Here is a 22,864-nt window from a genome sequence, read left to right as displayed (position 1 = left end):
AACGCTCTCTCGAGGCCCCGCTCTGCGGTGGCGCGTGCTGTGTCGCGGTGAGCGAACGCGAGACGCGACACGCAACCGCGCGAGGTCTTCGCGAATAGTGCGAGACCGGAGGTCTCGCATACCGTGCGAACGGCTCGGAAGACGCGAAGCGGCTTCCGGTGGATGAGCGAGTGACCTGTGGGAACGAGCGTTAGCGCGGAACCTCCGGTTCCGCGAACCGTCCGAACGGGTGCTTCGCGCCCGTGAGGCGAAATCGACTGGGGAGGGAGTGGTGCTCCCCGTTGCCACGTGAGCAGAACTCGTACCGGTAGGTTCCGTTTTAACGGACCGAGTCGGTCAGACGGAACAAGTAGCGGATCATGACGGATCGCCGAACCGAACGTACCGACGCCCGACCAGCGCCGCGAGGGCGAGCGCGGCGATGACGGCGAGAGCGACGCCGACGGTGAGCGTCGACGACCCGCCGTCGCCCTGCCAGTCGTCCTCGAAGACGTCCGCGTAGTAGGTCGCGATCGCCTCGCCGTGCAGCGCCAGCAGGACCTCGCGGTTGTTCTCGAGCGAGTTCGAATTCCAGTTGGCGCTTCCGACGACCGCCGTTTCGCGATCGATCACGATTCCCTTCGCGTGGATCTTCTCGAACCGGTCGGTGTCCTCGACCAATCGGACGTCGAGCTGCAGGTTCTCCCGGTCGGCGAGGCGCTCGAGATCCGCGGCCAACGCCCGGTTCTCGTCGGCGTTGTACTCCGTCGATCCGAGCAGGATACGGACGTCGACGCCGCGGCGGGCGGCCTCGAGGGTCGACTCGAGCAGCGACACGTCGTCGGCGATAGACGGCTGCAGGACGAGGATCTCGTCGTCAGCGCTCTCGAGCAACGCTTCGATACGGTGCGCTGCGTTGTCCGGTGCGAGCAGGAGCTCGGCGGACTCGACGGGAACGGTCGAGGGCCCGTGGTTCGTCGGGAACTCGGGGTCGGGCGACGAAAAGACGGGACCGTCGTCGACGAACGAAGCGTTTCTGCGATAGGCCGCTCCCGACGACGTATCGCGGCCCTCGAAGTCCGCGCGGAAGACGGTCGCGAGATCGGCCGCGAGAGACTGTGACTCGAGGCGGACGCCCCAGCCGCGGCTGCTCTCGCCGCCGACGCCCGACGGTTTCCAGTTCTCGGTCGTGACCAGCACGCGGTCGTCGGCGACTGCGTACTTGGGGTGGTGATAGCGGTACCGCGAGTCTTCGCCGCCGATGACGCGAACGTCGACGTCGCTCGCCTCGAGCGTCTCGAGGACGTCCGCGGTCGCCGCGGGCGTGCCACCGACCGGGCTCGCCTCGAGGAGGACCGCGACGTCGACACCGCGGTCGGCGGCAGCGACCAGTTCGTCGGCGACCGCCTCGGACGTGAACGTGTAGCCGGCCAGCAGCAGGCGGTCGTCAGCGTCGCGGAGTGTCTCGAGTGGCACTGCGGGCGCGTCGGGGAGGACGAACGCCGTCGCGTCCTCGACATCGGCCGTCGAGACCGGCAGGCAGGTCGCGCCGCGGGGGTGCCAGTCGCCGGCTGCGGGTCCCACGGTGGCCATCTCGTCGCGCCCACTGTCGCCGCTACGGTACCACCGTTCCGCCGTCGGCGCTCGATCGTACGCGACCGTATCGACGGTCGTCGTCCCGTTCCGGAGCTCGAGAGTATCGCCGTCGACGGCAAGCCGCAGGGTCCCCTCGAGTTCGATCACCGGATACTCGGTCAGTCTGCTGGTAACGTTCGGCGCCGTGCTTACGGCGACGCGTCTAGAGACGGTCTCATTCGGCAGTCCGGCAATCGTGTAGCCGTCGGTGATCGTCCAGTTCCCGAGTTGGGTTCCGGGCGACACCTCAAGGACGAGATACTCACCGACGTTGTCGCGAATCGTGGGATTCGGGTAGAGTTCGACGATCCGGACGCCGTCCGCAGGTCGGTCAGATCCCCCCGCCGTCTCGACTGGCGAGCCCGCTGGCCCCATCGCACGAGCCGGACATCCGTGTCCTGCCGTACCGTCACTTCCTTCAACTTGAGAGACTGTCGGTTCGACACTCGCTCCGTTTGCGACGGTCACGGCACTCGTATGGCTCGTGGCAGTATCGACGGCGAACACGGCGGCTCCGATCAGTCCGCCGGTAACGAGGCCGATAGCGACGAGTGTGAGGACGGGGGCATGCCGGTATTCCATCGAGCGATCTGGCCGCCGCTTCTGATATAAATGTCAGGACGGAAATAGAACAGGTGCGACAAGAATAGAGCGTTACAGCACGGGACGGCGATAAGTTGGCGAGCGATCGAATGATGACTCGAGGTCGGCGACGGCTGTGCTGACTGACTGCTTTTCGGGCGCCGGTGGTTGCTATCGTCATCGACGGATCGGATAACATATCTCGTTTGTTGTCCGATTCGATGCCAATCTCATTTGCTCATCGGGGCCTCTGTTGATCTGCTCCGGTAGATTTTCTGCCACAAGACTAAACACAATACACAGTAGTTGTACGTCGGTTTTGGGGAGTTCTCCGTTTGCTCTTGGGGAAGAGACCAGCTCCCAAGGGAGCTTCAAATGCCACGGTTATTTTCTCGGAACCGATATATTACTATTAGATCGGCTGGAATAGGCAAGTCTGTTATAAGTAAACTAGCCAATCCAGAGTATTTATTGGCTAGTCAATCATCTGTGGCACCCGACAGTTTTATGGCGGTCGGGTGGACACATTCATGCAATGAGTGAAGTCCCACTCGCTCACAAGTATTCAGCAGAGACCTACGATCGAGCCCTATCGAACCTCGTGACGAGGTGGGATCATGAGGGCAGCGAGGAGCCTATCAAGTACGACCAGGCAGCCGGCGAAATGGACAAATCCACCACCTCAGTCGCGCTGAAATACCTTGGGGAGATCGGCCTCCTTGAGGTCCCGAAGGCCGGTTACTACGAGGTCCCTGACGAGGTATTCCGTTTTAGGGACAAGATTGGGGACGTAGCGAGGGAAGCGAAGCAAGAGGTTGCGAGCCGCCTCGAAGAGTACCCCCTCTACGAGGAGACGAAGTTCCACCTCAAGCTGAAAGATAGCGTGTGTGAGTTCGACGATCTGGTTGAGGCCGTTGCCGGGTCAACATCCGTCGCCGCCTCCCAAGACGAGGTGAGGGATGTCGAACGGAGTCTCAATATCCTCGATGTACTCGGCTTCCTAGAGATCGACGACGAAGGCCGCGTCTCGATTCCGGAGGACTTAGAGAACGACCCCGTGGCGGACGAGCCCGAGGACAACACGAGCTCGGAGAATGATACGAGTTTAGAGGACTACACGAGTCCGGAGGTCGACCAGGGGCCAGAGCCCGAGCCCGCCGAAGGGGCCGCAGAACCCACCGGTAGGACAGTCGCCCGACAGACCCCTGACGGCGGCGCCATCGCTGTCCAGGACGGCGTCACGGGGATCAACGTCGAGATGGACATCTCTATGGACGTCACGGAAATGGAGACTGAGGAGGTCGAGCAGAAGCTGGAGGCCATCCACGACGTATTCGGTCAAAATGAAGAGTAGCTGGTCCAACATCGAGACGGACCTCCTCGGTTTCTACGAGGAGAGTAACGGGCTGGACGATGACAGCCGGGAGTTCCTCGAGCGCATAGACTTCGTCGAGAACGGGCACGTCTCGGATGCGGGAGAGCGTTACCTCGATTCGAAGTTCATCTTCGAGGACGACGAGCACCCCGAGATACTACGTCATGAGGTCCTCAATCTGCCCGAGATTCGGGACCTCTGCCAGTCCTTCTACGGTCAACGGACGGACCGCGAGAAGGTGGAGAGGTTCCTCAGGTCCAAAACCGATGTGTCCGACAGCAAGGAGGCCGGGCGCATCCTGAACCTGCTCAACGGCCTGAATATCGTCTCCTATAGCAAGAAGACCGGGAGCGTTCAGTTCTCTGAGGCTGACCAGGTCGAGGAGCAAGAGCAGGACAGCTACCGGGTGACCCACCGCACTCCTTACTCGAACATAAAACGCCTGCGGCGGGCGATCCGAGCGTGTGAGGGCGACCTCCTATGGGTGGCGAAGCACTTCCCGAAGAAGGGGTTCGAGCCGCTCTCGGACGAGGTAACCGGCGACCGATTCAGCTCCGTGCAGATCCTCTGCGGCCCCGACAACGTCACCCATAAAATGCGGTCCGACTTCGAGCGCTTCCAGGACGAGATGGGGAGGCGGGACATCGACTCGGAGCTCCGGGTCATGACTAACGGGGACCATCTCGGCAAACTCCACGACAGATGGATTCTCTCCGACGGCGCTTCGTGGAACGTCCCTCCGGTGAACTCGATCTACAGGAACCAGGAGGCCGAGTTCCACCGGGTGACCGAGGACCACTCCTTTGATGACTGGTGGAGCGATGCCGAGGACATAATCTCGGACTGGAACGAGATCCAGAAACACATCTGAGATCCAGACCCAATCGTAGATTTCAGTGATCTGTATAACTCCATTTCTGAACACAACTTAGTGATATTATATGTTGAGAACAATTCTGTACAGGTTGTCCAGCATCACTCACTGGCAGTCGTTCACCACATATTGTTCGTCGGATTGATACGCTGGAAGTCTGCTACTCGCGTCATTAGTCGTGGTTTCAACATTGGCGGGATTTAGACTGATCAGACTGCCGACCCCAATGAGCGCAGTGAGAACGACGTGTTGGTGACCCATTGAGTGGTCTGGTCGGTCCTTCATATATGAATAGCGGGTCGAAGATCTTAGCAGATCAGACGCTTTAAGAATGAGTTCCGCGCCTTGGGCGTCTCGGTCGCGGTCAGGCCGCGGGCTCGGGCGTCGCCTTCTCGGCCTCGGCCTGGACGAGATACGCGCGGTCGTCGCCGTACTCGGCGACGATCTCGAGGGCATCCTCGGTGCCGATCTGGTTTAACGCCCAGGCGGCGCTGGCGCGGACGCGGTCCTGATCGTCCTCGGCCAGGACGTCCGCGAGCGGTTCGATGGCGCGGGTGTCGCCGATCAGGCCGAGCGCGCGGGCGGCCCAGCTCCGGACGTCGGGCTCGTCGGCGACCAGTTGCTGGGCGATCGGCTCGACGGCGTCCTCGGCGCCGATCTCACCGAGCGCGCGGAACGCGGGCCGCTGGAGGTTGGGATTCGAGTCGACGTAGTCGACGAGCGCCTCGACGACCTCGTCGTCGGCGATCCCGATCTTGCCCAGGATGCGCATCGCCGCCTGGTCGCGGCGGCCCGCCTTCTGGATCATCGGTTCCATGGCCTCCTCGGGGCCCATGCGTTCGAGGGCCTCGAGGCAGTGTTCCTCCATGTAGTCGGAGTCGAAGGTCTCGTAGGCCAGCAGGATCTGGTCGACGTTGCCGCGCTTCTCGTGGACCTTCAGGGCGTGCCACTCCGGCGGGAAGTCCTTGACGTGGTCGAGCACGTCGTAATAGCCCTCGCGGCGCAGTTGCTCGCGGATCTCGAGGTCGGTCCACTCGGTCGCGTCGTCGACGTCCGACTCGAGGTCGTCCGTGGCCTCGAGCAGGCCGGCGATCGTCTCGGCGTCGTCGTCCGCGTCGAGGGCGGCGTCCTCGACGGCCTCGACGGCGCGGTCGAGGGTCGCGTCCAACTGGTCGGGGACCTCCTCGCCCTCGTTGCTCAGCGTGACGGAGGTGCCGAGCAGTTCGTTCAGGTCGTCGAGGAAGTCGTCGACGGCCTCGATCAGTTCGGCGTTGCCCTCCTCGGTCCAGCGGGTGCCCGTGATCGTCCCGCTGACGCCGTTGATCTCGCTCACGACGTCCTCGCCGTAGGGACCGCGCTGGTCCTCGAGGTCGGACTCGAGATCGGAGACGTCGCTCTCGATCTCGTCGTAGCGCTCCTGGAGTTCCTCCTCGGGCGTGACTTCGTCCTCTTCGTCCTCGTCTTCGTCTTCGTCGGTCTCCGGCGGATCGGGGATCTCGATGTCGTCGAACTCGTCGCGGAACGATTCGATCTCGGCCTCGACGACGTCCAGGTCGTCTTCGGTCTCGGCGGCCTCGAGGTCGCTCTCGAGCGACTCGACGTCGTCTTCGAACCGTTCGAGGGCCTCGCGGATGGCCTCGAGATCGACCGGTTCGGGTTCCTCGTCGGCCGGCTCGTCCGCTCCGTCCTCGGCTGCCTCGTCATCGCTCATGGTACCACCCGGTCCCGATCGCGGACCCGGAGATGACGCCGACGCGTGGCAGTGTACATACCCTACGGTCGTCCCAGCAGCGCCCTAAGCGTTTCCATGCGCGTCGGGCGCCGTCGATTGCGTCCCCTCGCCCCAGTAGAACCAGGGACTCAGCGACATGTACGCGATGCCGAGCGTCAACAGCGCGTAGGGGAACGTGCGGCCGGCGAACTCGGGGACGAGGATGGCCAGGGCGTGGACGACGCCCATGATGGCCGCGTCGCGGGCGAGCAGGTCGGGATACTCGATGCGCGAGACCATCAGGTAACAGAACGCGCCCGTCACCGCGAGGACGAGCTTCGGATGGGTTTCACCGGCGAGAATCGCCGCGCCGAGGATCGTCGCCGCCAGCGTCGTCTGGATCCCCTCTGTGTAGTTCCCGGAGACATCGTAGGCCGTGTACATCCCCAGTCGGGTGACGGCCATCGCGACGAACAGCGCACAGACCCCCGTCACGAGGACCAATTCGCCGGTGACCGCGTCGAATCCGATCTCGAGACCCTCCGTGATGACGACGAAGGCGACGACCGCGGGGGCGACCGCGAAGGAGGCGACGTCGGCGAGCGAGTCCAGATAGGGACCGGTGTCGGTGCCGCCGTAGCGGCGAGCGAGGATCCCGTCCAGTCCGTCCGCGATCGCCGCCAGCAGGATGAGGCGCGCGGCGAGCCCGATGTCGACGAAGGCGACGACGACGGCGACGAATCCCAGAGCGGCGTTGGCGATCGTCACCGCGTCGGCGACGCCCAGTCGCCCGACGAACCGGGGGAGCATACTCCCGGATTCGACGTGGAGGTCCCTTACGTGTTTTCGTTTCGCCACCGATCCGACGCTCGAGGTTTCGACGATCGAACCGGGGCGGTTATATTCGGATGCTCCCAAGCCAACGGTATGAATCGGCGCGTCTATCTCGCCGCCGTCGGCTCCGCCGTTTCGGTCGGACTGGCGGGCTGTTCGGCCGTCGGCAACGCGTTCAATAGCGACGACCCCTGCGAGGGCCAGAGCTGTACCATCGGAATGAACCGGAACGCCTTCCTCCCCGACGAGTACGAGGCCAGCGTCGGTGAGACCGTCGTCTGGAAGAACACCAGCGAAGCGATCCACACGGTGACGGCCCGCGAGGCGAGCCTTCCCGAGGGCGCCGACTACTTCGCGACCGGCGGCTACGAGGACGAACAGACGGCCATCGAGGCCTGGCACGAGTCCCAGGGCGGGAAGCTCGAGACCCGCGGGACGTTCGAGCACACGTTCGAGGTACCGGGGACCTACACGTACATCTGCGAACCGCACGTCAACGCCGGAATGACCGGTCGGATAATCGTCTCGGAGTGAGACGCGCCGGGTCGTTCTCCGATATCGAGACCTCGAGGGGAGCGGTATCGAGAGTCGAAACGACGGAGCCTCCGATCCGATAAAATTCACCGGGGCGGTTCCGTGAGGGGAACCGCCGTCCGAACGGTGACTCGCCCCGTAGAAGTTATTTCACTTTCGAGTATCTTTCCCATTCGTATCCGAATTCAGATAGTTTAGTCCTAGATACCGAATCGGCTACGTATCGCCCCTACAGGACGCAAATTGCCATATCGTTACAGTGATTGGTGAGGATGTGACACACGGAGAGAAGAATCCTCCATGTTTATACATCGCGACGATGGTTGATTACGTATATGTCCGAAACCGGGGCGGAGACCCGTCCGCTGGTCCGAGAACTTCCTGACCCGACGACAGCGTCGAACGTGCGGTACGATCCCTCGTTCGAGGAACTCCGCGATCTCGCAGCCGACGACGAGACGACGACCGAGTTCGGATCCCCGTCGTACGTCAGCGAAACGCGATCGCGAAGCGCCGATCTGACGAAAAACGCCGTTGACGCCGCGTTCGACGAGCGCGACCACGACCTCGTCGACGACGCGATCGCCCGCGCGGGCGACCGCGAGATGATCTGCGTCGATCGACTGATGGGGCGCCATCCCGACGCGACCTTCTGTTGCCGACTGTTCGTCCCCGTCGAGCACGCCCACATCGCGCTGGGCTGGCGGGACCTGTTCGAACCGTCGGACGGTCGCGAGCCCGACCTCTACACGGTTATGGACCCCGACTACGACGAGACCGCCGTTCGCGTCCTTCCCGACGAGGGCTTTACCGCCGTGCTGGGGACCGATTACATCGGCGAGGCGAAGAAGTCGTTCCTCCGGCTGTACATGTACCGGATCAAAGAACAGGGCGGCCTCGGTCTCCACGCGGGCAGCAAGCGCGTCCGCGTTCGTGACGCGGACGGCGACCTCCAGACCGTCGGCCAGGTGTTCATGGGCCTCTCTGCGACCGGCAAGTCGACGCTCACCTCCCACGGCTGCTGGCTCGAGGACCCCGAAGACGCCACGATGCTCCAGGACGACGTCTGTGGCCTCCTGCCGGACGGCACCGTCGCCGGCAGCGAGGGTCAGGGACTGTTCATCAAGACCATCGGCCTCGACGCCGAGGAACAACCCGAACTCTACGAGGCCGCGACCCACGAGTCGGCCGTCTTCGAGAACGTCGCCGTCGACGACGACGGGACGGTCCACTTCGACGAGGATCGCTACACCTCGAACTCCCGGGCGGTCGTCCAGCGCGACCAGCTCGAGAGCGCCGACGAGGAGATCGACTTAGAGCGGATGGATCAGGCCTTCTTCATCACCCGGAACCCGCTGATGCCGCCGGTCGCGAAGCTCACGGACGACCAGGCGGCCGTCGCCTTCATGCTCGGCGAATCGATCGAGACCAGCGCCGGCGACCCGTCGCGGGCCGGCGAGTCGATCCGCGTCGTCGGGACCAACCCCTTCATCATCGGTCCCGAGGGCGAGGAGGGCAACATCTTCCGCGACCTCATCGAGGCGCTGGACATCGAGTGTTACGTCATCAACACGGGCTACCTCGGCGAGAAATCGAAGGATATCGGCGTCGAGGAATCCGTCACTATCCTCACCGAAACCGCCCGCGGAACGATCGAGTGGACCGACGACGATCGAACCGGCCTGACGATCCCCGAGACCGTGCCCGGAATCGACATCGAGGAGTACTACGTCCCCGACCACGTCGAGGACTACGACGAGGCCGTCGCGGCGCTGCGGGCCGAACGCCGCGACTACCTCGAGCAGTTCGACGAACTCCGCGAGGAGATCGCGGACGCCGTCTACTGATCGGGACCGTCGGCTGATCGAGTATCGCTGTTATTTTCGGGTCCGTCTGTTTCAGTCAGTACCAATCGCGGGTACTGCGGGTACGCGATCGACGTCGCCGTCGATCCTCTTCGGATCGGAACCCGCTCGAGACGGACTCGTTCGACCGATCCCAACCGGAAGAGTATTTACTCATAGCCGAGTATCCATTCTATGGCCTGGCAAGATCTCGTCTTTCTCGGCGGCAGTTTACTCACCGTCCTCGCGTTGCTCCCGACGTTGCGCGATCTCGACGCGCGAATCCCGCTGGCGACCAGCGTTCCCAAGTTCGTACTCGCCGTGATCTATACCGGGACGTTCTATTCGCTGGGGATGACCCTCTCGGCGATCGGGCTGTTAGGGACCGCGGTCATGTGGTCGCTCGTCGTCCGATATCGCTCCCCGGCGGGCCGGTACCTCTCGATCGGCCGGCCGGAGGCACCGATCGACGGAGCGGCGGTCGCGGAGACGAACCAGCGACTCGGAACCGACGGCGAGCGCCTCTGAAACCGATCTCAGGACGTTTCGAACGACTTACGACGAACGGTCAAACGCTGGGATCGGCTCTCTGACTTTAAATTCTACAATAATCGTGAACGAATGTGGGGCAGAAGTTGCCGCACACAAACAGTGTTATATGCGTCCAGTACCCACGGTCGATAATGAGCGCACAAGTACGACCGCCGACTGCCCGCGTCTGCGAACGGTGCGATCGAACCGAGCGATGGGATGACGACCTCGAGGCCTGGCAGATCGCCCGCGACGACGGCGAAAAGCAGGTCGGCAATCCACACTGCATTCACGAGTGGGACATCAACGGAACGTTCAATCCCGTCACCGGTAACGCGAACGCGGACTGACGCGGTCGCGGCCGAGTCTCGGACCGCCGCCGTCGCTAGAGCCCTGCGGTCGTCCCCGGTCAGGGGACTTTTTCTCCGTCTCGAGCGTACCCGACGACACGGATGTCCACGGTCTACATCACGGTTCCACCGGCGGAAGCCGATCGGATCGCCGAGACGCTCGTCGAGGAACGGCTCGCGGCCTGCGTCAACCGGCTGTCGACGACCTCCACCTACCGCTGGGAGGGCGAGATTCACCGCGACGACGAAGTCGTCCTGCTCGCGAAGACGACCGCCGACGCCGCCGACGACCTGATCGATCGCGTCGACGAGATTCACCCCTACGACGTGCCGTGTATCGAACGCTTCGACGAGACGCAGGTGCTCGAGTCGTTCGCCGAGTGGCGGACCGAGAGCGTCGAGTGACGCGGTCGTGACTCGACGCGTACGATACCGAGTCACAGGGTTCACTGCCCGAATTAGCAACCCTTAAAACTCGCGCACGGGTTGTGACGGGTATGGCTGGAACCATCGAAGTGCTCGTTCCGGGTGGCCAGGCCAACCCTGGCCCACCGCTCGGTCCCGAGCTCGGACCGACCCCTGTCGACGTACAGGCGGTCGTACAGGAGATCAACGACCAGACGGAAGCGTTCGACGGGACCGAGGTCCCCGTCACCGTCGACTACGACGACGACGGCTCCTTCGAGATCGACGTCGGTGTCCCACCGACGGCCGAACTGATCAAGGACGAGGCCGGATTCGACACCGGCAGCGGCGAACCCCAGAAGGACTTCGTCGCCGATCTCTCGATCGATCAGGTCAAGCAGATCGCCGAGCAGAAACACCCCGACCTGCTCGCCTACGACGCGAAAAACGCCGCGAAGGAAGTCGTCGGCACCTGCGCCTCGATGGGCGTCACCATCGAGGGCGACGACGCTCGCGAGTTCAAGGAGAAGGTCGACGCCGGCGAGTACGACGACGTGCTCCTCGACGAAGCTGCAGCGTAATCGACGAGCGCTCGGGGCACGAGCGCACTGAGTGCTTCTTCATCCGTCTCCGACGAACCGCCACCGTAGTCACGGGAACGCAAACTCCACCTGCACTCGAGTTCCGTCGTCCAGACTGAAGCAGAGTCGTTCAGGTGACGCGCGGTCGGTCGTCTCGTTGTCGCCTCGGTTTGAGAGCGACGGAATTCCGACGGTACCGGATCCGTCCACGCCCACGGCTACGACGGGTCCGTCGACGCGAACGCGACGGTAACGGCGAACGCGAAACTGACACGAGAATAGTCACGAGCCGTTCTGGGAACCGTCTCCCGGCGGATCCATCAGCGTCGAACCGCTCGGCCGTCGCGCGACGATCCGACCAGCGACTTAGATCTTGTTCGCGGGGGGAACGGTGCGGTCGTCGGGCTGAGACGTCCCGCCGGTGGTCACGATCACGCGGACGCCCGCGCCGAGTCCGAGGGCCCCGGCGAGACCGGCCACGACGGCGGTCAGTGCCAGCGAGAGGCCGGCGATGCCGGCGAGGACGCTGCCGACGAGGACGCCGAGCGAGAGGCGGTCGCGGCCGAGTCGGGCCGCGATCGAACGTCCGAACGCGACGAAGCCGAGGACCGTCGACGCGGGGACGATCGTCCCGCCGAGGACGATCATCGGAATCCCGAAGAACGGCCCCAGATCCGTATCGAGTATCAGATATCCCGTGCTCCCGAGCCCGGCGACGACGAGCAGCCCCGGTAGGCCGACACAGGTCGAAATGACCGGGCTCCGGCGAGCCTTCGTCACCGTTCGCGGGGCGTACCCCTGAAGCAATCCGAGCACCACGACCGCGAGCACGAGCGTCGCGGCGAACTGGAGTCCAGCACGCTCGAGCGGTCCGAGTGCCGCTAGCGTTTCGAGGCCGAACCCGCTGACCGTCAGCGGTGTGCCCGACCCGGTTCCCGTCGCCCCACTAACATTATATAAGTTTGATGGCCACATACAGGAAATCTACACTATCACTGATCATAATATTTTCGTTCATCGGACCTATCTCCGCGCCGCTCGTCGCGGCTCTCATCGGATTTCTCGAGAGAGTGAGGGGGTGTGAGCGGATACGAATCGCCGGACGATACCGCGAGTGGGTCTGGCCGTCACGCGCGACGAGGCGTCGGTCACTGACAGTTCGACGGGTTTAAGTTCGGCATAGCACTCCGTTCAAAGGAGACAGGCCTAGCCTGTTTCACTGACCCGTAGGAGCACTCCTGCGTACTACGGAGGTGAACGATGGCAGATTCGGATATTGAAACAGCAGTCGCTCGCGCACTCGAGGACGCCCCGGATCGGAACTTTACCGAGACGGTCGACCTCGCGATCAATCTGCGCGACCTAGACCTAAACGAACCGTCGAACCGAGTTGACGAGTCTATCGTCCTGCCGTCCGGAACCGGCCAGGATACGCGAATCGTCGTCATTGCCGAGGGAGAAACCGCCGTCCGCGCCGAAGAGGCGGCGGACGAGGTCCTCTCGGAGGACGACGTGGCCGATCTGGACGATGACGAGGCCAAGGACATGGCCGACGAGACGGACTTCTTCATCGCCGAAGAGGCGATGATGCAAGATATCGCCCGGCACCTGGGTACCATCCTCGGTCCCCGAGGGAAGATGCCGGACCCGCTCGCGCCCGACGACGACGTCGTCGAGACCGTCAACCGGCTCAAAAACACCGTGCAGCTTCGCTCCGGCGACCGACGAACGTTCCACACGCTCGTCGGCTCGGAAGAGATGGATGCCGAGGACGTCGCCGACAACATCGACGTCATCCTGCGTCGCCTGCACGCCGACCTCGAGAAGGGGCCCCAGAACATCGACGCCGTCTACGTGAAGACGACGATGGGGCCGTCCGTGGAGGTGGCCTAATATGAGCGCACAGGCTGAACGCAAGACCGAGAACCTTCCCCAGTGGAAGCGAGAGGAAGTCGACGAGCTCCAGGAGATCATCGAGAGCTACGACAGCGTCGGCATCGTCGGCATCACCGGCATCCCGAGCAAGCAGCTCCAGGACATGCGCCGTGATCTGCACGGTACCGCCGAGCTCCGCGTCAGCCGCAATACCCTGCAGGTCCGCGCACTGGAGCAGTCCGGGCTCGACGATCTCGTCGAACACGTCGAGGGCCAGGTCGGGATCGTCGGCACGAACGACAACCCGTTCACGCTCTACAAGGAGCTCGAGGCGTCGAAGACGCCCGCGCCCATCAACGAGGGCGAGGTCGCCCCGAACGACATCGTCATCCCCGAGGGTGACACCGGGGTCGACCCGGGACCGTTCGTCGGCGAACTCCAGAGCATCGGTGCGAACGCGCGCATCGAAGAGGGTTCGATTCAGGTCATGGAGGACTCGACGGTCCTCGAGGCCGGCGGCGAAGTCTCTGCGGATCTGGCGAACGTCCTCAACGAACTCGGGATCGAGCCCAAGGAGGTCGGACTCGACCTCCGCGCCGTCGTCGCCGACGGCGTCCTCTTCGACCCCGAGGACCTCGACATCGACGTCGAGGCCTACGAGAGCGACGTGTCGACCGCCGCCGCACGCGCACGGAACCTCGCGATCAACGCGAGCTTCCCGACCGCGTCGACGGCGCCGACGCTCATCGCCAAGGCCACGGGCGAGGCCAAGAGCCTCGGCCTGCAGGCCGCAATCGAGGACGAAGAGCTGATGCCCGACCTCGTCAGCAAGGCCGACGCACAGCTGCGTGCGCTCGCGGCCCAGATCGACGACGAGGAGGCCCTGCCCGAGGAACTGCAGGGCGTCGACGCGGCCGCTGAACCGGCCGCCGACGAGGGCGAGGACGAATCGGCTGACGAACAGGACGACACCGAAACTGACGCCGACGAGGCCGACGCCGACACCGACGATGACGACGAAGACGACGGCGGTGACGGCGGGGCCGGTCTCGGCGAGATGTTCGGATAATCACTACTGGAGGACACTACAATGGAATACGTATACGCTGCACTCATCCTGAACGAATCGGGCGAAGAGATCAACGAAGACAACCTGACCGACGTGCTCGACGCTGCCGGCGTCGACGTCGAGGAGTCCCGAGTCAAGGCGCTCGTCGCCGCGCTCGAGGACGTCGACATCGACGAGGCAGTCTCCGAGGCCGCCGCCGTCCCCGCTGGCGGAGCCGCCGCAGGCGGTGCCGCCGCGGGCGGTGACGCCGGTGGCGACGAAGGCGGCGACGAGGAAGAGGTCGAAGAGACCAGCGACGTCCCGGACACGACCGACGAGGACGACGACGAGGACGACGACGCCGGCGGCGAGGGCCTCGGCGAGCTCTTCGGCTAAGTCGCGACGCGACGATTTCGGCAATCCCGATTTTTCTTCGACGCGACGGACGAACAGCTACTTCTCCGCGCCGCGAGACGAAAGGCGTGTGACGACCGCCGTCTACTTCGACCTCGACGGAACGCTGTGTACCTATACGGTCCCGTTCGAGGCCCTGTTCGAGGCGACCGTTTCCCCGTACGGCGAGCCGACCGACGCCGCCTACGGGACGTACGTCGACCGTCTGCTCGCGGCCCTCGAGCGCTGTGAGGCCGATCCCTACCGCGAGGCGTTCGAGGCGGCTGCGACCGCGACGGAACTCGATGCGGCGCCGGAGACGCTCGCCCGGGCGTACCGGAAGCGGGAACTCGAGGCGTCAAGCGCGTCGCCGGCAGCGACCCGAACCATCGAGCGGGTCGCGGAGACCTGTCCGACCGGAATTCTGACGAACGGCGACGGGCGACATCAACGGGCGAAAGTCGAGCGCCACGGCTTCGACGAATCGGTCGACGAGATCGTCGTCTCGGGCGACGTCGGCGCGGGGAAACCCGACCGACGGATCTTCGACGCCGCGCGGGACCGGCTACCGGCCGACGACTACGCGTTCGTCGGCGACGACTACGAGGCGGATATCGTCGGCGCACGGGACGCCGGATTCCGGACGGTGTACGTGACGGGAGACGACGATCTCGCGAGCGACGGGTCCGCAGCGGCCGCCGACGCCGTCGTCTCGAGCGTCGAGGAGTTGCTCGAACCCGAATCCCTTCCGACACCCGTTCGGCCACCGTTCGAAGATCCGACATGAGCAGCTACGTCGGACTCGACTGGGCTGGGAACGGATGGATCGCAGTGACCGCGGCCGGAGACGGCGCCGATACCCGGCCGGCAACGTAGCGATCGGTTCCTCGCACCGCCGGTCGATCGATCCTCGAGTTTATCCGACGGGACGCGCCCAGAGGGAGCGATGGCCGCTGTCCCCGCGTCGGTCGAACTCCTCGCCGAGCCGTCGCTGACCGCGGGGCTGGTCGCGTGGATCCTCGCCGGCGCGGCGCTGGGCTGCTGTAGCGGGCTCGTCCCGGGGCTCCACGCGAACAACTTCGCCCTCCTGCTCGCCGGGTTCGCGCCGTCGATCCCCGGCCGGCCGCTGTTCGTCGGCTGTGCGATGCTCTCGGCGGGCGTCGTCCACACCTTCGTCAACGCCGTTCCCGCGATGGCGCTCGGGGTTCCCGACGCCGAGATGGCCGTCACCGCGCTGCCGGGCCACCGGCTGGTCCTCGAGGGTCGGGGCTACGAGGCGATCCGGCTCTCGGCGCTGGGCAGTCTGCTCGCGGTCCTCGCTGCGGTCCCGCTGGCCGTCCCGGTCACGTGGGGCGTGACGGCCGCGTATCCGACGATTCGGGCCCACCTCTCGCTCGTGCTGGCGATGGTCGTCGTCGCGCTGATCGCCTCGGAACGGACGTGGTGGACCCGCCTCGGCGGCCTCGTTTCGTTCGCGCTCGCGGCCGGACTGGGGCTCGGGACGCTCGATCTCGCGACGGACGCGCCCCTCGAGGCCGGCGGGATGCTCGCGCCGCTGTTCGCGGGTCTGTTCGGCGCACCGGTGTTGATCGACGCGGTTCGCGGGGGCGGCGTTCCGCCGCAGCGCGACGAGTCGATCGCGATGTCCCGTCCGCTCGTCGGCGCGACGGCGATCACCGGGGCGCTGGCGGGTGGGGTGGTCGGCTACGTTCCGGGCATCTCGGCGGCGATCGCCGCCGTCGCGGTGCTGGTGGTCGTCCCGGGCCGATCCGGCGACCGCGGGTATATCGTCGCGACGAGCGGCGTCGACACGGCGAACACCATCTTCGCGCTGTTCGCGCTGGCCGCCATCGGCCAGCCCCGGACCGGCGTGATGGTCGCCTTCGACACTGCGAACGCGCCCCTCGAGTTGCCGGTGCTGGTCGCGGGGATCGTCCTGGCCGGCTGTGTCGGCTTCGTCCTCGTGATCGCCGTCGGGGACGCCTATCTCGACCTCGTCGGGCGGACGGCCTACTGGAAGATCTCGATCGCCGTCCTCGCGCTCCTGTGCTGTCTCTCGTATCTCTTCACGGGACTCATCGGTATCGGCGTCTTCGCCGTCGCGACCGGGATCGGCATGGTCCCGATTCGCTTCCGCGCCCGACGCGTCCACCTGATGGGGGTGCTGATCGGCCCCCTGCTGGTCGGGAGCTAACGCGAGTCCCGACTCGCAACCAGCGCCTCGACGCGCTCGCGCGAGACGGGGTTCGTCGTCTCGCGCCCCTCCTTGAGCGCCGTACCGACGATGACGCCGTCGGCGCCGGCCGCGAGACAATCACCGATCGTCTCGCTCGTGACGCCGCTGCCGACGAACACGGGCGTTCGCTCGGCGGTAGCGGCTCCGTCCAGCGTCGCCGCGACCCGCTCGACGTCCTCGAGCGCGGTCTCGACGCCGGTCCCCGGTCCCGAGACGATGACGCCGTCCGCGCGGCCGCGCTCGACCGCCTCGAGGGCCGCACGCTCGATCGAATCCTCGCCGACCGGCGTCGCGTGCTTAACGTGGACGTCCGCCAGAATCGCGACGTCGGCGTCGATCCGGTCACGAAGCCGGAGCGTTTCGTGGGCCCGCCCCTCGAGGACGCCCTGATCGGTCGCCGCGGTGCCGACGTGCACGTTCACGCGGACGAATTCGGCGTCGACGGCCGCGGCGATCGACAGCGCCGCCTCGGCGTCGTTTCGGAGCACGTTGATCCCGACGGGCACGTCGACGGCGTCGGTCACTGCCGTCGCGACGGCGGTCATCTCCGCGACGACGTGGGCGGGGACGTCGTCGGGGTAGAACGGCGCGTCACCGAAGTTCTCGAGAATGATGCCGTCGACGCCGCCGGCCTCGAGGCGGCGGGCGTCCTCGAGGGCGCGGTCGCGGACGGCGTCGCGGTCGCCGTCGAACGCCGGTGCGCCGGGCAGGGGCGGGAGGTGGACCATTCCGACGAGCGGTCGGTCGGCGTCGAAGCGGTCCAACGGTGAGGTCTGTGGAGGCATCGGAACGGGTGATGCTGAGCCCTCGAGCGGGATAAGTCGGTGTGGGTTCGAACGACGGCGAATTCGAACTCGAGATCTGCGGTTCGATGCCGATGTTATGTCGGCAATCGGTGCTCGCACCGATTTGCACTCGAGTTTGCTGCTCCCGTGGCAACGGGGAACGCCACACCCTCCCCAACCGATTCGCTCACTTCGTTCACTCGTCCCTCGCACGTTTTCGGGACGCGGTTCGTCGGTGACTCACCGCGTCCCAGCGCGCGCCACCGCGTGGGACCGGCCATCAACGTGTCTCGAGAACCCGTGTCGGAGTACCGAACCGCAAGCCGGCAACACCGCCCCCGTTCACGGCCCTTTTCTCGAGCCCGTCGTAAGCCTCGAGCGATGCCAGAGTTATTCTCCTCGCTCTCGCTGCGCGACCTCGAGGTTCCGAATCGACTCGCCGTCTCGCCGATGTGCCAGTACTCCTGTGGCGACGACGGGCTCCCGACCGAGTGGCACCGCGTCCACCTCGGGAGTCGCGCCGTCGGCGGGGCCGGGATCGTCATGACCGAAGCGACCGCCGTCGAGCCTCGCGGTCGAATCACGCCCCACGACTTGGGCATCTGGAGCGACGACCACGCCGAGGCGCTCGAGCCGATCACCCGGTTCGTCCGCGAGCAGGGTGGGGTACCCGGGATTCAGCTCGCCCACGCGGGCCACAAGGCCAGCAAGACGCGGCCGTGGGACGGCAACGTCCCGATCCAACCGGACGAAACTGACCCCGACGGTGCGGAAGGCTGGGAGGTGCTCTCGCCGTCGCCCGACGCCTACCCGCCGTTCGACGGGGATCGGCCGGCGATGCGGAAGGCCGATTACGACGACATCCAGACCGTGATCGACGCCTACCGCGAGGCGGCCGAGCGCTCGCTCGCGGCCGGCTTCGAGATCGCCGAGGTCCACGCGGCTCACGGCTACCTGCTCCACGAATTCCTCTCGCCGGCGACGAACCGCCGCGAGGACGAGTACGGTGGGAGTTTCGAAAATCGAACCCGACTCGTCCGCGAGGTCGTCGAGGCGGTCCGCGAGGTCTGGCCGGACGACAAGCCCGTCTTCGTGCGGATCTCCGGAACGGACTGGCTCGAGGACCGCGAGTCGTGGGATATCGACCAGTCGGTCCGGCTGGCTCGCGACCTTTCCGAGCTGGGCGTCGATCTGGTCGACGTCAGTTCCGGCGGGCTCCACCCCGACCAGCAGGTGGCCGGCGGCCCCAACTTCCAGGTCCCGCTGGCGGAGGCGGTCCGCGAGGGGAGCGACGTCGCCGTCGGCGCGGTCGGCGGCGTGACCGAACCCACACAGGCCGACGCGCTGGTCCGGAACGGACGAGCGGACCTCGTCCTCGTCGGCCGGCAGTTCCTCCGTGACCCGTACTTCGGGCTGCGAGCGGCCGGCGAACTCGAGGACGACGCCGCCCCGCACTGGCCGGTTCAGTACCGGCGCGCCGTCCGGTAGCTCGTCCGAGAGCCCGGTATCGGACCGCGTTCGAATCCCGGTCTCTGACGCGACCGAACGTAGACGGGGGGACGAACAGAGTCGCACGTACTCCCACCCTGCGGGAATATACGCCTCTCTTCACTATCTCTCGATCCGTACTGTGCGGTGAAGACATCATGACCGAACACACTCGACGGACCGTGTTGAAGGCCGCCGGCGCATCGACGCTCGCCGTCGCCGTTGCCGGCTGCACGGGCAGTGACGACGACGGTGACAGCGAGAACGGCGACGAAAGCGACGACGGCACGTACGAGATCGACGCCGGCGAGACGATCATGCTCGAGGGCCAGATCAGCGGCTGGACCGGGCTCCAGCCCGAGGCGATCGACGGCGTCGAGAACCCGACGCTCGTCCTCGAGGACGGCGCCGAGTACGAGATCGGCTGGGAACCGGGCGACGGCTCGGACCACAACATCGAACTCTGGGACGAAAACGAGGAACTCGTCGACGAAGAGTACAAACTCGAACTGACCAACGATCCGGGCGATCCCCTCTCGTTCACCGCCAGTTCGGAGATCGCGTACTATCGCTGTAATCCTCACAGCAACATGCAGGGGGAGATTCGGGTCGAGTAGGGCGTCGCTCACTCGAGCCGGCTCCGCCAGTCACCCACCGGTATTCGACGTGACGAACCAATAGTCGGGGTCCGTTCGATAGGGTCGACGATCCGTCCGCTCGTTTTCGTTCAGTCTTCGAACGCCGAGACAGTACTCCCCTGTCCCCGCTCGATACGGCTATCGACCGAGAAGCCCTCCTCGCGGGCCGCGTGGACGCGGTGCGGATAGGGAATGGTGATCCCCTCGCGCTCGAACGCCGTCGTTATCGCCTCGATGACGTTCGTCTGGGCCTGCAGCATGCGCCGCATCGTCGGATCGGCGATCCAGACCCGACACTCGAGCAGGATCGCCGACTCGCCGAACTCCGTCGCGATCACCTGCGGGTTCGGGGCGTTCTTGATCGACTCGAGGTCCTCGGTCGCGTCGACGACGACCGAGCGAGCGTGGTCGATATCGGTGTCGTAGTCGATGCCGACCTCGACGTCGACGCGGAGCTGGTCGTTCTGCGAGTAGTTGATCAGCTGGCTGTCGGTCACCTCGTCGTTGGGAACGAGGACGTGTTTGTCGTCGAACGTCTGGATCTTGGTGGTGAAGATGGTGACGTCGGTGACGATCCCCGTGGTCTCGTTGACCTCGATCCAGTCGCCGACGTAGAACGGCCGCGAGAACAGCAGGATGAAGCCGGCGAGCATCGCCGTCAGCGTCTCGCGAGCCGTCAGCGCGACGACCGCCGTGATCGCCCCCGCGCCGATGAAGATGTTCGTCAGATCGATCCCCCACAGCGTCAGGATCATCGTGGCGGCGAAGGCGACGATCGCGACGTCCGAGACGTGGTAGGCCACCTCGCTCTGGTGTTTCGTGAGCGCTCTCGTCTGTGCGAGTTTATCGATCGATCGGTTGACGAACCGCATCGCGAGGTAGGCGCTCAGTGCGATCGCCAGCGTGACCAGTTGCTGGGCGGCCAGCCACCGGTCGATCATCATCGCCGAGAGCGTGTACTCGAGGACGTACGTGACCCGCCAGAAGACGCTGAAGCCGTAGACGCCGCCGGTGACGAGGCCGCCGAGGACGAACACGTAACTCGCCTCGGCGATCTGGCGGCCGTGCCGTCGGCGGGCGATATCCCGCACTCGGGAGGCGACGCCGATACCGGCGACGAGGACGACGGCGAGGAGCAGGGTCGCGAGGAGTTGGATCTCCACCGAGTCGAGGTACGTTCGCTGGAGTTCCGGAATCGGCGCCGGTCGAAGGGTAAACCCGACACTGAGAAGGATCGAAGCGAACCAGTCCATTCGTCGTCGGTGATAGGAATGCGAGCGCCCTTAACGACCGCCCGGCAGGTGCAACCCGCCGCCGTGATTGCGGTACCGACTGTCGAGACGAGTCCGACCGATACGACCGACGGTAAATAGGCCGGCAGGAACGATCAGTCGTCAGTCGTTTCGCCCGAGCGGTCAGTCGTCAGTCGTTCCGCCCGAGCGGTCAGTCGTCAGTCCACTTGATCGAACAGCCCTGCGACGGCTGCCACTCGAGGTCGACCGACTCGCCGGCCAGCACCGCGTCGATGGCTTCCCGGACGTGGAACCGAGTCGGTTCGTCCTCGGGGTTCAGCGCGTCGTCGAGACGGCCCTGATAGACCAGTCGGAACTCCTCGTCGCTGTCGGACCACGCGAAGAGGAACGGATCGGGCGTACAGATCGCTCCGTACGCCGCGGCGACGTCCTGGCTCTCGTCGCGGAGGTACGCGTCGTAGTCGATCGTCCCGTCCGCGACGTACTCGCGCATCTTCTCTATGGAGTCATCGGGGTACTCCTCGGCGTCGTTGGGGTTGATCCCGACGACGGCGACGTCGTCGTACTCGTCGGCCAACTCGTTCAGCAGGTCGAACTTCGCCTTCGCGTAGGGACAGTGGTTGCAGGTGAAGACGACCAGCAGCGCCTCGTTGTCGGCGAAGGAGTCGAGCGTGTACGTCTCGCCGTCGGCGCCCTCGAGTTCGAACTCCGGGGCCGGATCGCCGGCCTCGAGTTCGGAGTCGGATTCCTTGAGTACCATATCTGGTACTCCGTCTGGGTGTTCTTAACGGTCCCGCTTGTCGCAATCTCGATCCCCGAGCGGCCCGAAAAGCGGGGTCGGTCCCGAGCTATTCGAGACGGTCGGAGTCCGAGCCCGCCTCGTGACGGACTCGAGAGTCACCTCCACGGTCGACGGCGGCCGGTGACGGTCCGCGGCGCGCCCTCGACGTGACGACTTACCTATTAGTACCCCCGGCCGCATCGACTGAGTATGCAGACGCTCGAGGTCACCGACGAACAGTACGCGGTCATCCAGCAGCTTCGCGAGGAGATTTCCGAACAGGTCGTCGGCAAGTACGGCTTCGTCCGCGAACGGGACGCCGTCCAGTTTCTGATCGACAATCTCGACGGCAACCCCGACATCGACGTCGAGATCGACACGGACCTGGACTCCTCGGCGACCGACGACGTCGCCGCCTCGGTCGGAGCCGCCATCGACGGCGAACCGGCCCCGGACGACCTCGAGGAGGTCTCCTACATCGAAGACGACTCCGTCGACGGCGACGGGCCGGCGTCCGACGCCGCGGCGGACGCGGACGTCGTCGATCCCGACTCCGACCTCGAGCCCGACGTCGGCGACGAGAGCGAATCCGAGGATGAGAACGAGCCGACGGACGCGAGTAGCGACGGGAACGCCTCGAGCGAGGACGACGAATCGGTTACCGACGCGGGATCGACGGACGACGATTCCGAGGAGTCGGGCGACGATGAGGACGCAGCGGACGACTCGAGCGACAGCGACGGCTCGGCCGACGACGACGATATGTTAGACGAGATGATGAGCCTGCTCGAGACCCACGACGACAAGTGGTCGGAATCGAACTCCGCGGACTACCGCTACGAGGTCGAACTGCCGGACGGCACGACGGAGCAGGTGCAGACGAAAGACGACGTTCGGGCGCTCCTGTTCAAGAACTATCGGTAGGCCGGTAGCGACGGGACTCCGTCGCTGACCGCGAACACCGGTGAGTCAACCGTCGTGACTGAACGATCGGGCTGAGAGTCGCCACTTCTTACGATGTAGCTTATGGTAGTAGTCGGTGTTCCTTCGAATGGATCTCTATGGACCGAGCATACCGTTTCCAGCTGGAGGAGGATATCACCTGTCCCAATTGCAACCGGCGCGTTCCGAT

General features: G+C 65.1%; 23 protein-coding genes. 16 read left to right on the top strand and 7 right to left on the bottom strand.

Annotated features, from left to right (window positions below; genetic code table 11):
- Positions 1 to 357 precede the first annotated feature (357 nt).
- A complete protein-coding gene (locus tag WD430_RS18910) occupies positions 358 to 2,196 on the bottom strand; it encodes a phospholipase D-like domain-containing protein (RefSeq protein WP_339103973.1) in 1,839 nt (612 codons plus the stop codon).
- 535 nt (positions 2,197 to 2,731) lie between these two features.
- Here WD430_RS18910 and WD430_RS18905 point away from each other — a divergent pair.
- The gene (locus tag WD430_RS18905) at positions 2,732 to 3,550 is read left to right on the top strand and encodes a hypothetical protein (RefSeq protein WP_339103972.1); all 819 of its coding nucleotides are present in this window, start codon (positions 2,732 to 2,734) and stop codon (positions 3,548 to 3,550) included.
- Complete coding sequence (locus WD430_RS18900; RefSeq protein WP_339103971.1) at positions 3,540 to 4,442, top strand: hypothetical protein; 903 nt, start codon at positions 3,540 to 3,542, stop codon at positions 4,440 to 4,442. The genes WD430_RS18905 and WD430_RS18900 overlap by 11 nt, the downstream gene beginning before the upstream one ends.
- Before the next feature lie 367 nt (positions 4,443 to 4,809).
- Here WD430_RS18900 and WD430_RS18895 read toward each other — a convergent pair whose 3' ends face one another.
- Positions 4,810 to 6,156 (bottom strand): HEAT repeat domain-containing protein, encoded by a 1,347-nt coding sequence (locus WD430_RS18895; protein WP_339103970.1) that lies wholly within the window; start codon positions 6,154 to 6,156, stop codon positions 4,810 to 4,812.
- An 84-nt stretch (positions 6,157 to 6,240) separates the two neighbouring features.
- Positions 6,241 to 6,966, bottom strand: coding sequence for a protein sorting system archaetidylserine synthase (locus WD430_RS18890; RefSeq protein ID WP_339103969.1), 726 nt, complete (start codon positions 6,964 to 6,966; stop codon positions 6,241 to 6,243).
- 117 nt (positions 6,967 to 7,083) lie between these two features.
- On the opposite strand from WD430_RS18890, the gene WD430_RS18885 reads away from it, so the two are divergent.
- The 6 genes from WD430_RS18885 to WD430_RS18860 all read left to right on the top strand — a co-directional run bounded on the left by WD430_RS18885 (position 7,084) and on the right by WD430_RS18860 (position 11,235).
- Positions 7,084 to 7,524, top strand: a complete 441-nt coding sequence (locus WD430_RS18885; RefSeq protein WP_339103968.1) for a plastocyanin/azurin family copper-binding protein — start codon at positions 7,084 to 7,086, stop codon at positions 7,522 to 7,524.
- A 335-nt stretch (positions 7,525 to 7,859) separates the two neighbouring features.
- On the top strand, positions 7,860 to 9,371 hold the full coding sequence (locus WD430_RS18880) for a phosphoenolpyruvate carboxykinase (ATP) (RefSeq protein WP_339103967.1): 1,512 nt from the start codon (positions 7,860 to 7,862) through the stop codon (positions 9,369 to 9,371).
- A 192-nt stretch (positions 9,372 to 9,563) separates the two neighbouring features.
- Positions 9,564 to 9,896, top strand: a complete 333-nt coding sequence (locus WD430_RS18875; RefSeq protein ID WP_339103966.1) for a hypothetical protein — start codon at positions 9,564 to 9,566, stop codon at positions 9,894 to 9,896.
- 155 nt (positions 9,897 to 10,051) lie between these two features.
- Positions 10,052 to 10,249, top strand: coding sequence for an HEWD family protein (locus WD430_RS18870; protein ID WP_339103965.1), 198 nt, complete (start codon positions 10,052 to 10,054; stop codon positions 10,247 to 10,249).
- A gap of 102 nt (positions 10,250 to 10,351) precedes the next feature.
- Positions 10,352 to 10,654 (top strand): divalent-cation tolerance protein CutA, encoded by a 303-nt coding sequence (gene cutA / locus WD430_RS18865; protein ID WP_339103964.1) that lies wholly within the window; start codon positions 10,352 to 10,354, stop codon positions 10,652 to 10,654.
- Between the two features lie 92 nt (positions 10,655 to 10,746).
- Positions 10,747 to 11,235, top strand: a complete 489-nt coding sequence (locus tag WD430_RS18860) for a 50S ribosomal protein L11 (RefSeq protein WP_339103963.1) — start codon at positions 10,747 to 10,749, stop codon at positions 11,233 to 11,235.
- A 366-nt stretch (positions 11,236 to 11,601) separates the two neighbouring features.
- Here the strand turns inward: WD430_RS18860 and WD430_RS18855 are convergent, their stop codons facing one another.
- Complete coding sequence (locus WD430_RS18855) at positions 11,602 to 12,210, bottom strand: hypothetical protein (protein WP_339103962.1); 609 nt, start codon at positions 12,208 to 12,210, stop codon at positions 11,602 to 11,604.
- Between the two features lie 285 nt (positions 12,211 to 12,495).
- Here WD430_RS18855 and WD430_RS18850 point away from each other — a divergent pair, with 285 nt between their 5' ends.
- The 5 genes from WD430_RS18850 to WD430_RS18830 all read left to right on the top strand — a co-directional run bounded on the left by WD430_RS18850 (position 12,496) and on the right by WD430_RS18830 (position 16,745).
- A complete protein-coding gene (locus tag WD430_RS18850) occupies positions 12,496 to 13,128 on the top strand; it encodes a 50S ribosomal protein L1 (protein ID WP_339103961.1) in 633 nt (210 codons plus the stop codon).
- Between the two features lies 1 nt (position 13,129).
- Entirely contained in the window at positions 13,130 to 14,179 is a 1,050-nt protein-coding gene (locus WD430_RS18845; protein ID WP_339103960.1) for a 50S ribosomal protein L10, read from the top strand.
- A gap of 21 nt (positions 14,180 to 14,200) precedes the next feature.
- Positions 14,201 to 14,554 carry a 50S ribosomal protein P1 gene (gene rpl12p / locus WD430_RS18840; RefSeq protein WP_339103959.1) on the top strand — a complete coding sequence of 118 codons (354 nt, stop codon included), beginning with the start codon at positions 14,201 to 14,203 and terminating at the stop codon, positions 14,552 to 14,554.
- 88 nt (positions 14,555 to 14,642) lie between these two features.
- Complete coding sequence (locus WD430_RS18835) at positions 14,643 to 15,338, top strand: HAD family hydrolase (RefSeq protein WP_339103958.1); 696 nt, start codon at positions 14,643 to 14,645, stop codon at positions 15,336 to 15,338.
- A gap of 159 nt (positions 15,339 to 15,497) precedes the next feature.
- On the top strand, positions 15,498 to 16,745 hold the full coding sequence (locus tag WD430_RS18830; protein WP_339103957.1) for a tripartite tricarboxylate transporter permease: 1,248 nt from the start codon (positions 15,498 to 15,500) through the stop codon (positions 16,743 to 16,745).
- Here WD430_RS18830 and WD430_RS18825 read toward each other — a convergent pair.
- On the bottom strand, positions 16,742 to 17,572 hold the full coding sequence (locus WD430_RS18825) for a BtpA/SgcQ family protein (RefSeq protein ID WP_339103956.1): 831 nt from the start codon (positions 17,570 to 17,572) through the stop codon (positions 16,742 to 16,744). The genes WD430_RS18830 and WD430_RS18825 overlap by 4 nt on opposite strands.
- A 381-nt stretch (positions 17,573 to 17,953) precedes the next feature.
- On the opposite strand from WD430_RS18825, the gene WD430_RS18820 reads away from it, so the two are divergent.
- Both WD430_RS18820 and WD430_RS18815 read left to right on the top strand, forming a co-directional pair.
- Complete coding sequence (locus WD430_RS18820; RefSeq protein ID WP_339103955.1) at positions 17,954 to 19,060, top strand: NADH:flavin oxidoreductase/NADH oxidase; 1,107 nt, start codon at positions 17,954 to 17,956, stop codon at positions 19,058 to 19,060.
- Between the two features lie 158 nt (positions 19,061 to 19,218).
- Entirely contained in the window at positions 19,219 to 19,677 is a 459-nt protein-coding gene (locus WD430_RS18815) for a hypothetical protein (protein WP_339103954.1), read from the top strand.
- 110 nt (positions 19,678 to 19,787) lie between these two features.
- On the opposite strand, the gene WD430_RS18810 is transcribed toward WD430_RS18815, so the two are convergent.
- Positions 19,788 to 20,951 carry a mechanosensitive ion channel family protein gene (locus tag WD430_RS18810; protein WP_339103953.1) on the bottom strand — a complete coding sequence of 388 codons (1,164 nt, stop codon included), beginning with the start codon at positions 20,949 to 20,951 and terminating at the stop codon, positions 19,788 to 19,790.
- A gap of 190 nt (positions 20,952 to 21,141) precedes the next feature.
- Positions 21,142 to 21,711, bottom strand: a complete 570-nt coding sequence (locus WD430_RS18805; RefSeq protein WP_339103952.1) for a thioredoxin family protein — start codon at positions 21,709 to 21,711, stop codon at positions 21,142 to 21,144.
- Positions 21,712 to 21,942: 231 nt separating this feature from the next.
- On the opposite strand from WD430_RS18805, the gene WD430_RS18800 reads away from it, so the two are divergent.
- Entirely contained in the window at positions 21,943 to 22,656 is a 714-nt protein-coding gene (locus WD430_RS18800; RefSeq protein ID WP_339103951.1) for a hypothetical protein, read from the top strand.
- The last annotated feature ends 208 nt before the right edge of the window (positions 22,657 to 22,864 follow it).

Source organism: Haloterrigena sp. KLK7 (assembly GCF_037914945.1).
GTDB classification, from domain to species: domain Archaea; phylum Halobacteriota; class Halobacteria; order Halobacteriales; family Natrialbaceae; genus Haloterrigena; species Haloterrigena salinisoli.
Note: the sequence above shows the minus strand (reverse complement) of the source record. Positions and strands in the feature narration are given on the sequence as shown.